The organism is Maritimibacter dapengensis (genome assembly GCF_019218265.1).
GTDB lineage: Bacteria > Pseudomonadota > Alphaproteobacteria > Rhodobacterales > Rhodobacteraceae > Maritimibacter > Maritimibacter dapengensis.
Genome location: NZ_JAHUZE010000001.1, coordinates 1,044,727 through 1,057,146 on the forward strand (window position 1 = coordinate 1,044,727; position 12,420 = coordinate 1,057,146).

The 12,420-nt window shown below is 63.1% G+C and carries 12 protein-coding genes; 7 read left to right on the forward strand and 5 right to left on the reverse strand.

Translation table 11 applies throughout. The features are described 5' to 3' along the window. The first annotated feature begins 69 nt into the window (after positions 1–69). Positions 70–981 (forward strand): pirin family protein, encoded by a 912-nt coding sequence (locus KJP28_RS05290; protein WP_218391288.1) that lies wholly within the window; start codon positions 70–72, stop codon positions 979–981. Between the two features lie 93 nt (positions 982–1,074). Here KJP28_RS05290 and KJP28_RS05295 read toward each other — a convergent pair whose 3' ends face one another. Both KJP28_RS05295 and KJP28_RS05300 read right to left on the reverse strand, forming a co-directional pair. After that, positions 1,075–2,019: an alpha/beta hydrolase gene (locus KJP28_RS05295; protein WP_218391289.1), complete on the reverse strand. Its 945-nt coding sequence runs from the start codon at positions 2,017–2,019 to the stop codon at positions 1,075–1,077. Then, positions 2,019–2,309 carry an SCP2 sterol-binding domain-containing protein gene (locus KJP28_RS05300; protein WP_218391290.1) on the reverse strand — a complete coding sequence of 97 codons (291 nt, stop codon included), beginning with the start codon at positions 2,307–2,309 and terminating at the stop codon, positions 2,019–2,021. Before KJP28_RS05300 ends, KJP28_RS05295 begins: the two co-directional genes overlap by 1 nt. A gap of 103 nt (positions 2,310–2,412) precedes the next feature. On the opposite strand from KJP28_RS05300, the gene KJP28_RS05305 reads away from it, so the two are divergent. From KJP28_RS05305 to KJP28_RS05325, 5 genes are all read left to right on the forward strand, one after another. Then, a complete protein-coding gene (locus KJP28_RS05305; RefSeq protein ID WP_418887912.1) occupies positions 2,413–3,003 on the forward strand; it encodes a tetratricopeptide repeat protein in 591 nt (196 codons plus the stop codon). 27 nt (positions 3,004–3,030) lie between these two features. Further along, positions 3,031–5,775: a helicase-related protein gene (locus KJP28_RS05310; protein ID WP_218391293.1), complete on the forward strand. Its 2,745-nt coding sequence runs from the start codon at positions 3,031–3,033 to the stop codon at positions 5,773–5,775. Then, entirely contained in the window at positions 5,776–6,150 is a 375-nt protein-coding gene (locus KJP28_RS05315; RefSeq protein ID WP_218391296.1) for an RNA-binding S4 domain-containing protein, read from the forward strand. It begins immediately after the preceding gene. 52 nt (positions 6,151–6,202) lie between these two features. After that, a complete protein-coding gene (gene fdxA / locus KJP28_RS05320) occupies positions 6,203–6,535 on the forward strand; it encodes a ferredoxin FdxA (protein ID WP_218391298.1) in 333 nt (110 codons plus the stop codon). A gap of 283 nt (positions 6,536–6,818) precedes the next feature. Further along, positions 6,819–7,328: a CarD family transcriptional regulator gene (locus KJP28_RS05325; RefSeq protein ID WP_218391299.1), complete on the forward strand. Its 510-nt coding sequence runs from the start codon at positions 6,819–6,821 to the stop codon at positions 7,326–7,328. 54 nt (positions 7,329–7,382) lie between these two features. On the opposite strand, the gene cobS is transcribed toward KJP28_RS05325, so the two are convergent. Continuing rightward, on the reverse strand, positions 7,383–8,144 hold the full coding sequence (gene cobS / locus KJP28_RS05330) for an adenosylcobinamide-GDP ribazoletransferase (RefSeq protein WP_336245302.1): 762 nt from the start codon (positions 8,142–8,144) through the stop codon (positions 7,383–7,385). 62 nt (positions 8,145–8,206) lie between these two features. Between cobS and cobT the strand changes: the two genes are divergently transcribed. Further along, positions 8,207–9,226: a nicotinate-nucleotide--dimethylbenzimidazole phosphoribosyltransferase gene (gene cobT, locus KJP28_RS05335; RefSeq protein ID WP_218391300.1), complete on the forward strand. Its 1,020-nt coding sequence runs from the start codon at positions 8,207–8,209 to the stop codon at positions 9,224–9,226. Between the two features lie 5 nt (positions 9,227–9,231). Here the strand turns inward: cobT and KJP28_RS05340 are convergent, their stop codons facing one another. Together KJP28_RS05340 and KJP28_RS05345 are read right to left on the reverse strand one after the other, a co-directional pair. Next, the gene (locus KJP28_RS05340) at positions 9,232–11,097 is read right to left on the reverse strand and encodes a monovalent cation:proton antiporter-2 (CPA2) family protein (RefSeq protein ID WP_218391301.1); all 1,866 of its coding nucleotides are present in this window, start codon (positions 11,095–11,097) and stop codon (positions 9,232–9,234) included. A gap of 66 nt (positions 11,098–11,163) precedes the next feature. Then, positions 11,164–12,387, reverse strand: coding sequence for a PAS domain-containing protein (locus KJP28_RS05345; RefSeq protein ID WP_218391307.1), 1,224 nt, complete (start codon positions 12,385–12,387; stop codon positions 11,164–11,166). Positions 12,388–12,420: the final 33 nt, after the last annotated feature.

Consider the following 12,420-nt stretch of genomic DNA (forward strand, 5'->3'; position numbering starts at 1 on the left):
TCGAAGCGTTTTCCTGCAATTGTTTGAGGCTGGCCGCGATCCTATCTTGAGCGTCGAAAGGAGATGCTCATGTCCATCCGTCCCGTTCTCTCCGCCAATCAGGCCCAGCCGACGCTTGAAGGCGCCGGTGTGAAACTCCACCGCGGTTTCGGGTTTCACGACCCGAAAGCGCATGACCCGTTCCTGCTGTTCGACGATTTCCGCGGCGAGGCTCCGGATGACTACATCCGCGGCTTCCCGTGGCATCCCCATCGCGGGATCGAGACGATCACCTATGTGCTCGAAGGCACCGTGGAACATGGCGACAGCCTCGGCAACCGTGGCACGCTCGGCGCGGGCGACATCCAGTGGATGACCGCAGGGTCCGGTATCATGCATCAGGAGATGCCCACCGGGAACGCGAAAGGTCAGATGCACGGGTTCCAGCTCTGGGGAAACCTTCCATCGAGCCTCAAGATGACCGATCCGCGCTACCAGGACATCCCGTCGATGGAGATCCCGGAGATCACCGATGACGACGGGACCATCGTGCGTGTCGTGGCGGGCGAATTCTGGGGCAAGCGCGGCCCGGTCGACGGCATTGCTGCCGATCCCCAGTACCTCGACGTCACCATCCCGGCCGGCGTGAAAAAGACGTTCAAGATCGACACCTACCGCAAAGCCTTCGCCTATGTGTTTCAAGGTGCGGCCGCCTTTGCCGACGCGTCGCGTCCTTCGGGCGTTCTGCTCGAGAAGGAAGTCATGGGGCAGGAGGTGAATATCCGCGACCTGTCCGGCAACCGAACAGTCGTGCGCTTCGGATCGGGCGACGAGGTGGTCGTGCAAGCCGGGGAAGAGGGCGTTCGGTTCCTTCTGATCTCCGGCGCGCCGATCGAGGAGCCGGTGGCGTGGCATGGGCCGATCGTGATGAACACGCCCGAAGAACTGCAGCAGGCGATGGCCGACCTTCGCAACGGGACGTTCATCAAGCCCGCCCATTAACGACTTGCGCCGCGCGCGTGGCGCGCGTCGCGATGCCGGAGGGGCGCTGCCCCTCCGGACCTCCCCGGCATATTTATGGCACGATGAAGGGGGTTAGCCGTTCTCGGAGAAGAAGTCCGAGGTGCGGCGGTAGAAGTCGTCGCGGGTCTGCGGCACTTCCATCATGATCTCGTGCTCGGCCTTGGGCACTTCGATCAAGCGTCCGTTCTGCCAGCGTCCCATGATCCTGCGCACCGGTTCTTTCGCGACGATGCGTTCGTCTTCGCCGAGAAAGGTGAGTGCAGGGTAGTCGGGCGGGGTTTTTGCCTGAAGGGCGCCGCATTCGACAAGTGCGGTGTAGAGCCATGTGATCGACGGGCCACCCAAGGCGAGGTCGGGATGGGCGTCGAGCTGGCCCACCATGAAGTCCCACATTTTGCGGTCCTTGGTGAGCTGGTTGTCTTCGAAGGGCGCGATTTGCGTGTAGCTTTCGCGTTTCGTGGCAGGCGACAGCGTCATGCCGCGCCCGATCCTGTGATTGAGCCACGACAGGCTCCAGGCAACCGGGCGCATCCAGGTCGCGATGCCGATGCCCCACATCGGTGCCGAGAACACGGCGGCTTTCACGGGGAGGGCTTCATGCAACGACCGCAGCCCGATGCAGCCGCCCATGGAGTGACCGAGCAGGTAGTAGGGTTCGGGCAGGCCGAGGTCGCGAACCGCCTCGATGACGCATGCGACGTCGGTCTGGTATTCGTCGAAATGACCGATATGGCCGAGGAGCCTATCCTCGTTGGCGCGGTCGGCGAGGCCCTGTCCGCGCCAGTCGACCGCGATCAGGTCGTAACCTTCGGCGGTGAAGAACGCCGCCGCAGGTCCGTATTTCTCGATATATTCCGTTCGTCCGGGAAACAGCAGCACCGTCCCCCGGACCTTTCGCCGTCCCCGCTTCGGCCAATGGCCGAACCGGATGCGCACGCCGTCCGCAGCGTCGAGCCAGAGCGCGCGTCCGTTTGGCGGGCCCTGCGCGACGTCGTCGAAGAACGGCGCCTCTTCCATCAGGCGAGCATGCCGCCGAGTTTCATGGCAGCGCCCATGTCGCCGTCGATCGAGAGCTTGCCGGACATGAATGCCGCAGTCGGGTTCAGGTCGCCCGACATCATGCTTTCGAACGTCTCGGGCGATGCGGTCAGGGTGACGTCGGTGTCGTCGTCTCCGGCGCGGGCGCCGTTCTCGTCGAGCACGACCGAGCCTTCGCCTTCGATCACGAATTTCGCGGTGCTGTCGAAGCTCTCGCCTGCCATTTTTTCGTTCAGGGCGGCGACCGCCCCGTCAATTACGTCGCTCACCTTGGTGTCCTCCGGTGCTCGGGTTTACGTTCGCGTCATCGTAGCAGGCGCTTCGGGGGGCGAAAATACCGTAAATTGGCGTGTGACGTGCGGGAAAGGGGCCGTGCACAATCGCGCGATGGTGATGGCACGCCGGGGCGAGGCGCGTTACGGTGGGGGCATGAGATATATCCTCGCTTTCCTGGTCTGTCTCGCCTCGCCGCTCTGGGCGGCCGATGAGGCGCGGCTCGACGAGTTGTTCTCCTCGCTGGCGGAGGCCGACGAAACGTCGTGGGAGCAGATCGAGGCGAAGATCTGGCGCGAATGGTCCGACTCGGGGTCGCCCGCAATGGATTTGCTTCTTGAGCGAGGGCGGGAGGCCATGACGGAAGAAGACAACCGGGAGGCCATCGAGCACCTTACCGCGCTGGTCGAGAACGCGCCGGAGTTCGCGGAAGGCTGGAACGCGCGGGCGACGGCCTATTATTCCGCCGGGCTCGTCGGACCTGCGATGGCCGACATCGCCAGGACGCTGGAATTGGAGCCTCGGCATTTCGGGGCGTTGTCCGGGTTGGGCCTGATCCTCGAAGAAACCGGGCATGACGCCAGGGCGCTGGAGGCCTATCGCGCGGCATTGGCTATACATCCTCACAAACCGAACCTAAAACGCGCGGTAGAACGCCTTGAGTTCGCGCTCGAGGGGAAGGCCATCTGAGCCCCGCTACCGGGGTCTGGGGGACATATGCCGGGGATTACTGCCGTTCTCGGTCCGACGAATACGGGCAAGACTCATTACGCGATCGAACGGATGCTGGCGCATCGGACCGGGGTCATCGGTTTGCCGCTCAGGTTGCTCGCGCGCGAGGTCTATGACCGGATCGTCGCGCTCAGGGGGCCGAGCGTCGTCGCTCTGGTCACGGGCGAAGAGCGGATCGTGCCGGAGCGGACGCAATACTGGGTCTGCACGGTCGAGGCGATGCCCGAGGGGATCGGCGCGGATTTCGTGGCGATCGACGAGATCCAGCTCTGCGCCGACCCGGAGCGCGGGCATGTCTTCACCGAACGCCTGCTGAACGCGCGGGGCTTGCACGAAACGCTGTTCATGGGGTCCGACACGATTCGGGGCGCGATTGCCGCGCTGGTGCCGAAGGTGCAGTTCATGCGGCGGGAGCGGTTCTCCAGTCTGACTTATGCCGGGTCGAAGAAGCTGAGCCGGATGCCGGGGCGGGCGGCGATCGTCGGGTTTTCGGTCGACAACCTTTACGCCGTGGCCGAGCTCATGCGGCGCCAGAAAGGCGGGGTGGCGGTGGTCATGGGGGCGCTCAGCCCGCGGACGCGCAACGCGCAGGTGGACATGTACCAGAACGGCGACGTGGATTACCTCGTCGCGACCGATGCCATCGGGATGGGGCTCAATCTCGACGTCAACCACGTGGCCTTCTCGGCTTTGACCAAGTTCGACGGGCGACGGATGCGCCGCCTCGCGCCCAATGAGCTGGCGCAGATCGCGGGCCGGGCCGGGCGTTACATGTCTGACGGCTCGTTCGGCGTGACAGGCGAAGCGCCGCCACTCGAACCGGAGGTTGTCGAGGCGATTACGGAGCATTCCTTCACGCCGATCCGCAAGCTCAACTGGCGCAATGGCAGGCTTTCGTTCGGGTCGATCGAGGCACTTGTCGGATCGCTCGAGGAGGGGACCGACGAGCCGTGGCTGACGCGGGCGCGGGAGGCCGACGATCTGAGGGCGTTGAAGGATCTGTCCGCCGATCCGCTGATTACCGCGCGCGCCAGCGACGGATCGTCCGTAAGGTTGTTGTGGGACGTGTGCCGGGTGCCGGATTTCCGCAGCATCAGCCAGACAGAACATGCCACGCTTTTGACCAGCATCTTCACCGATCTGCACGAACATGGGCGGGTTCGCGCGGATTGGTTCGCTCGTCAGGTGAAACGGATTGACCGCGTCGACGGCGATATCGACACATTGTCGACACGACTGGCTTATATTCGGACTTGGACCTATGTCGCCCAAAGAAAGGGGTGGCTGGCCGACCAAGACCATTGGCGCGGCGAAACCCGTGCGGTAGAAGACCGCCTATCAGATGCGCTTCATGCGGCGCTGACCAAACGATTTGTCGACCGGCGCACATCGGTACTGCTGCGCCGGTTGAAACAGAAGGAGAGCCTTGTGGCCGAGGTGAATACGAAGGGTGAAGTGAGCGTCGAAGGTGAATTCGTCGGGCGTCTCGAAGGGTTCCGGTTCCGGCAGGATGGCGCCAGTTCACCGGAAGAGGCGAAGACGGTGCAATCGGCCGCAATGGCGGCGCTCGCACCGGAATTCCACCTTCGGGCCGACAGGTTTTACAACGCGCCAGACACCGAGCTCGATTTCACCGAACAGGGTGGTCTGATGTGGGGCGATTCCGCGGTCGGGAAGCTTGTGAAGGGTGATGACGTTCTGCGGCCGCGCATCCAGGCCTTCGTGGACGATGAAGCCGGGTCGGACGTCGCCGACAAGGTCACGCGCCGGTTGCAGCATTTCATGGATCGCAAGATCGCTGCGCTTTTCGAGCCGATGATCGCGATGCAGAAGGACGAGACGCTGTCCGGGTTGCCGCGCGGCTTCGCGTTCCAGATTGTCGAAGCGCTGGGCGTGATCCCGCGCCATGAAGTGGCGCAGGACGTGAAAGCGCTGGATCAGGATGCACGTGGGCTCTTGCGCAAGCATGGGGTTCGGTTCGGGCAGTTCACGATCTTCATGCCGCTGCTGCTGAAACCGGCGCCGACGCGCCTCCGGCTCGTTCTGTGGAGCCTGTTCGAAGGTCTCGACGAATTCCCTGAAAGCCCGCCGCCCGGTCTGGTGACGATCCCTGTCGTCGAGGGCGTTGGCGAAAAGGTCTATACCCTCTCCGGTTACCGGCAGGCAGGCGCGCGCGCGATCCGCATCGACATGTTGGAGCGGCTTGCCGATCAGCTACGGGCGCAGGATTCGCGCGGCGGGTTCGAGGCGAACCCGGACATGCTCTCGATCACGGGGATGACGCTCGAGCAATTCGCGGACCTGATGAAAGGCCTTGGGTACAAGGCCGAGCAAGGCGAGCGGGTGAAGGTCAAGCCCGCACCAGAGGCCCCGAGTGAGGCCGAGGCGACGCCGGATGCGGCAACGGATACCGAGGCGACCCCCGGCGCGGATGGCGCGTCGGAAGCGGACGCGACGCCAGACGCGGATGCGGACACCGGCCCCGAGATGGAGGTGTTCTACACCTTCACATGGGGCGGGTTCGGGCGCGCGAAAGGCAATGCACCGAGGGGCAAGCAACAGGGGCGTGGCGGCAAGCCCGGTGGCCCGAAGGGCAAGAAGGGCCCACGTCGCGACACGGGCGGCGACAAGATAAAGAGCTATTCGTCGCGTCCGCCGAAGAAGGACAAGCCGATCGACCCGGACAATCCCTTCGCCCAGGCGCTGATGGGGCTCAAGGACAAGTCGTAAATGACCGAACCCCGCGCTACGATGCGCGCCGACAAGTGGCTGTGGCATGCGCGGTTCTTCAAGACCCGGGGGCTTGCCACGAAACTGATCGCGGCCGGGCATTTGCGGGTGAATGGAAGCAAGGTCGCCAAGGCCGCGCATGGCATCGGTCCGGGCGACGTGTTGACGTTTCCGCAGGGGCGGCGCGTGCGGGTCGTCAGGCTCCTCGCTCTGTCCGAGCGGCGCGGCCCTGCGCCAGAAGCGCGCACGCTTTACGACGATCTCACGCCCGAGGAAAAACCTGTTCCTAAGTCACCGGGTTACGAGGGAAAAGGTCGTCCCACTGGGAAAGATCGCCGCAATGCACGTCTTTATGACCCGACCCGGCTTGATTGATCCGGCGCTCGGGTTTAGGCAGTCCGGCAGATAACCGGCCTCAGGATGATCCATGACCTACATCGTCAACGACAAATGCATCGCCTGCAAATACACCGACTGCGTGGAAGTTTGCCCCGTCGACTGTTTCTACGAGGGTGAAAACATGCTGGTGATTCACCCCGACGAATGCATCGACTGCGGGGTGTGCGAGCCGGAATGTCCCGCCGACGCGATCCGCCCGGACACCGAGCCGGAAGCGGCGGAATGGGTGGAGTTCAACCGCAAGTATTCCGAGCTGTGGCCGGTCATCATCGAGAAGAAAGACCAGTTGCCGGATGCCGAAAAGCATGACGGCGAAGAAGGCAAGCTCGAGAAATACTTCTCGGAAGCGCCCGGCGGGTGAGCGTAGCTCTACCGTCGATTTTGGACTGAACCGCGCGATTTCGAGCGGAATCACGCGGATTTGCAGGCTTGTTTACGCGTTTTGCAGGCTACGGCTTTGAAATTTGGCGATTCTGCGCTATATAGAATGTCGCTGTAAAAAAATAAGCCAGATGGTCGCCCCGTGTGGGCATGTGCGAGACTAGGACAGATACGGTGAACGGTCACCGGGTTTACCCGGAGGCTGTGTTTTTGTCACTCGATTTCCCGCAGGACCGTCCCGCGTTGAAAGGAAGAACAACAAGATGAGCAAAGCCAAGAAGCTTGATTTCCGCCCGAACGAATTTGTCGTCTATCCAGCGCATGGGGTGGGCCAGATCATTTCGATCGAGGAACAGGAAGTCGCCGGGCTGACTTTGGAGCTCTTCGTCATTTCCTTCGAGAAGGACAAGATGACCCTGCGCGTGCCGACCAACAAGGCGACCGAAGTGGGGATGCGGAGCCTGTCTTCGCCCGATGTCGTGTCCAAGGCGATGGATACGCTCAAGGGCAAGGCCAAGGTGAAGCGCGCCATGTGGTCGAGGCGGGCGCAGGAATACGAACAGAAGATCAATTCGGGTGATCTGATTTCCATCGCCGAAGTGGTGCGCGACCTTCACCGCAACGATGACCAGCGCGAGCAGAGCTATTCCGAGCGTCAGCTTTACGAAGCCGCTCTTGAGCGTCTGACCCGCGAAGTTGCCGCTGTTTCGGGCGGAGACGAGGTCGCGGCGCAGCAGAAGGTCGATGACGTTCTGATGTCGCGCGCGGCCTGAGCCGTCGCAAGAGCCAATTTTTCAAGCCGCCGCTCCGTGTGAGCGGCGGTTTTTTCATGCGCTGGCCGCAAGGGCCGCGAGGGCGACGACCTGGGTGACTTGCTGGGTGGCCCCGAGCACGTCGCCTGTCTGGCCACCGATCTTGGCTTTTGCGAGTGCCGCGACGCCGAGAGCGCCAAGCGTTGCCCAGAAGACCGGGGCAAGTGACGCCCCGCCAAGGAAGACCCACGCTATGGCGAGCGCGATCAGCACGCCGAGTGTCGCCGTCGCCTGTGTGGGGCGCCCGACATGGTCGGACAGCCCACGGCCGCGGGCATTGGGCATTGCCGCCATCAAGACAGCCATCGGCGCGCGCGACAGGGCCGCTACAGCGATCAGCGGGGCGAAGAGCGCACCGGTTTCGAAGATGGCGATGAGTGCGAAAGTTCTGGCGAGCAGCGACAGGCCGAGGACGAGAACGCCGTAGCTCCCGATCCGGCTGTCTTTCATGATTTCGAGGCGCCGGGATGTGTCGTGCCCGCCCCAGAACCCGTCCGCAACATCTGCAAGCCCGTCTTCGTGAAGCCCGCCGGTCAGCGCAATTTCGGTGGCGATCACAAGCAACGCGACGTGGGCGATAGGTAGTCCGAAAGCAAGACCAATCCAGCCGCTCAACGCGGCGATGAGCCCGACCATGGCCCCGGCAAGAGGCCAGGCCCAGGACGCGGGCGCGCCACGAGGGTTGCGGGCCGTCACCGGAAGGCGGGTCAAGAGCGCGAAAGCTGCGGCGATGTCGCCAGGCTGGGCGAGAGGGTCGGGTTTGGCCAAGGGTTTCACCTTGTTCTCAGTGTTCACACGTGGGTAGACAATCGACCACGACACATCAACAGGAGACGGTCATGAGCGACACCCCTTTCACGAGTGCCACTGAGTTTCGGTCGTTGCTTCAGGACCTTCCACAGCCGGACCAGACGGCGCTCGACGGCGCGGCAGAGCGCAATGGGCAGTTGACGAAACCGCCCGGCGCGTTGGGGCGGCTAGAAGACCTTGCGATCTGGTATGCGGGGTGGCGCGGTGATGCGCGACCGGCATTGACCGCGCCACAGGTTGTTGTTTTTGCTGGGAATCATGGCGTTTGTGCGCAAGGCGTTTCGGCGTTTCCCGCGGAAGTGACCGTTCAGATGGTTGCGAATTTCAAGGCGGGGGGCGCGGCGATCAACCAATTGGCCCACGCCTTCGGCGCGCGGATGGATGTGCACGCTCTGGACCTCGACACCCCGACAGCGGATTTCACGGCGGGGCCCGCGATGAGCGAGGCGGAGCTTGTCGAGGCGTTGACGGTCGGTTGGGATGCGGTCGATCCGAGCGCTGATCTCCTCGTCACCGGGGAAATGGGGATCGGCAACACGACAGCAGCGGCGGCGATCACGCTCGCGCTGTTCGGGGGGGCGGCTGAGGACTGGGTCGGGCGCGGTACGGGCGTGGATGACGCGGGCCTTGCTAACAAGGCGCGTGTGCTTGCGGCGGCGATGGAGGCCAATCCGTCGGCAAAGGGTGACGGGCTTGAAGCGCTGCGCTGTGTCGGCGGGCGGGAAGTCGCGGCAATGGCGGGTGCCATGGCGCGGGCGCGGGTGCTGCGGATTCCGGTGATCCTCGATGGGTTCATTTGCACGGCGGCGGCGGCAGCCTTGGATAACGTGGCGTCTGGCGCACTCGATCATGCAGTCGCAGGCCATGTTTCGGCCGAAGCGGCGCATGGTGCATTGCTCGACAAACTGGGTAAGTCGCCGCTTCTGTCGCTGGGGATGCGGCTTGGCGAAGGGTCCGGCGCGGCGTTGGCGATCGGTGTGCTCAAGGGCGCACTGGCGTGCCATTCCGGGATGTCGACCTTTGCCGAAGCCGGGGTTTCGGACGGCTAGTCGGGCTATTCCACACTCTCGTCGTCGTCGCCGCCGGACTGGTCCTCGTTCATGGCGAGGAGTTGCGTGAGCATGGCGCTTTCGATGTCGCGGTCCAGCTCGACCGCGCGTTTCTGGTAGGCTTCATTCTCGCTCGCGGGCACGTTCGGATCCCAGAAATTCGCAAGTTCGCGGATCATCTGGCGGTCGTGCTTGAAGAACGTGCGTTCGACCTCGTTCGCCTCGAACTCGGACATGCCAATATTTTCAAGCACGTAGCGGCCTGCGCGGAGCGACGAGTCGAACATTTCCCGGACGATGTCATTCGCGCCGACCTGATAGAGGGCGTAGACATGCGCGCGGTCGCGGGCGCGCACGATAATATGGAGATCGGGCCGCACCTGCCGGGCATGTGCGACGATGCGGTTTGCCGCTTCGGGGTTGTTCACGGTGACGACGAGGACCTGCGCCGTTTCGAGCCCGGCGGCCTTAAGCAGATCGGGGCGCGTCGGGTCGCCGTAAAAGCCCTTTACCCCGAACTTTCGCATCATCTGAATGGTTTGCAGATTGTTGTCGAGAACCGTGGTCTTGAAGCCGGCCGAGCGGACCAACCGGTTCACGACCTGACCGAACCGCCCGATGCCGACGATGATGACGCCGTGTTTCTCGTCGATCTCGTCTTCTTTCGCGGTCTCGGGCGCGTCTTTCGTGCGCCGCGCGTAGAGATCGTAGGCGATGAAGAAGAGGGGTGTGAACAACATGGAAAGCGCGATTACGGTGAGGAGGTCGTTGCCGATCGCGGAGGTAATGACGCCTTGCTGGCTTGAGAACGAGACCAGCAGGAAGCCGAATTCGCCGGCCTGCGCAAGGCCGAGGGTGAACAGCCACAGGTTTCGCCCGCGGAGTTTGAAGATCCAGCCGAGTGGTGCGAGAACCGCCGCTTTCGCGGCCATCAGGGCGAGCGCGAGGGCGAGGAAACGGACGGGTTCTGCGAGGAAACCGCCCACGTCCATGCCCGCGCCGACGGTGATGAAGAACAGCCCCAAAAGCAGACCCTTGAACGGTTCGATGTCGGTTTCAAGTTCGTGGCGAAACTCGGAGTTGGCGAGCATCACGCCGGCCAGAAACGTTCCGAGTGCGGGCGAAAGGCCGACCAGATTCATGAGCGTCGCGATCCCGACGACGATGAGCAGCGCGACTGCGGTGTACATTTCACGCAGGCGGGCGGCGTCGATGAAACGAAAAAGCGGGCGTGCGAGGTATCGTCCCCCGAAGACGATGGCGAGGACCGCGCCGACGGTGGCGAGCGCGACACCCCAGGCGGGCAGGCCTTCGACGAGGGACATGACCTCATGCTCGCCGTTTTCGGGATGCGCGGCGCGGGTGGCGAGAAACGGCATCAGCGCGAGCATGGGGATGACCGCGATATCCTGCGTCAGCAGGACCGAAAACATGGATCTGCCGCCAGCGGATTGCATGAGACCCTTCTCTGTGAGGGTCTGCAGGACGATAGCGGTCGAAGAGAGCGCGAGCATCAGGCCGACTGCAAGCGCGACCTGCCAGTTCGCGCCGAGCCAGATCACCACCAGTGTCAGGAGTGCGGTGGTCACGGCGACCTGTAACCCGCCCAGGCCCATGAGCCTGTGCCGCATGTCCCACAATGCGCCGGGATCGAGTTCGAGGCCGATGATGAACAGCATCATCACGACGCCGAACTCGGCAAAATGGCGCAGGCCTTCGGCGTCGCCCGCGTCGATCCCGGTGATCGGACCGATGAGCAGCCCGGCGACGAGGTAGCCAAGGACCGAGCCGAGACCGAGCCGCGCCGCGATCGGAACAGCGATCACGGCGGCGGCCAGATAGATCGTCGCATTGAGAAGGAATGTTTCCATAACTTCATATCGCAAGGGTCGCGAAGCTTGGCAACGGCGACCGCCAATGTCATCGGCGAAAAGACGTCAGTTCCCGAGCGAGTCCTGAATTTCGCGCCCGAGACGTATGATCTGATCAAGTCTTGCGCTGATCCGGTCCTGGAAGACCTTGAGTTGTGCGATGATGTCTCCGAGGCTGTCACCTGCGGTCGTGCTTCGTGCGCTTTCGATCTTGCACATGACACGGGTCGTGGACAGGCCGAGGACATGTCGGTCCATCTTTTCGCAGGCGGCGAGGATGCGGCGGGATTCGTCGAGCACGTGGTCGCGGGCCGATGCTGCCTTGTCGGTGTAGTGAGCCACGAGGCTGCGCAGGATGGTCCGTTCCTCGTCGATGTCGAGATGGCCAAGTTTGCGGCGCTCGAATTCGAGCTGGCGGTCGCATTCAACGAGGATGCGAGACATTCCGTGGATGAATAGGGACGTGGTGACGCTGGTCTTGATCCCCGCGAAATTGCTGTTTTCTCCGATCACGTTCGCTTCGAACCAGTCGGACATGTCGCGTGACATCGACCCGTAGTTCTTGGACAGGGTCGAGATCGGGCCTCCGGTCGCTTCGATACGTGACGCGATGACGCGCAAGTTATGCGGCACCGTCGCCATTGCGTTGAAATCCGCAGCGAGCGCTTCGGATTCGATTTTCAGCTGTTCGGCATGTTGGAGTGTCCGGTTCATGGCGTGCGTGCGTCCGGACACGGTGGTGTCGAGCAACACGTCGCGCGCGATCAGTTCTTCGGCCAAAGCGTGGGTTGAGAAACCCTCGTAACTCGGGAAGCCGAGGTCGCGGATACGGTCGAGCAATTCTTCCGCACTCTTCCCGGGGTCGAGGCGTTCGTCGTTCTCACGGCGTCGCAGGTCAGCGTAAAGGTCTTCGACCGTCGCGAGCATCGGGCTTGTCGGTTTGATGCGGGCCGAGAGGTATCCGCCCTCGATCGGCGCAATGACGGCATAAACCCAGTAGTGAAGGCCATCTTTCGCGCGGTTCTTCACATACGCGCCAACGGGCCGACCCGCCTTGATCGTCTCCCACAAGAGCCAGAAGACGGCGCGCGGCATGTCAGGGTGGCGAATGAGCTTGTGAGGCGCGCCTTCGAGTTCGTCCCAGTCGTAGTGCGCAACCCGGCGAAAGACATAATTGCCTGACTTGACCACGCCGCGCTCATCCGTGCGCGAAAAGAAGACCTCTCCGACATCGAACGGCGCTTCGCCGCTGGATGGCCGTAATTCGTTTCGTTTTTCCAAGAAGCTCAAGACATGGCTCTCCGCATCGACCGGTGTCGTTTG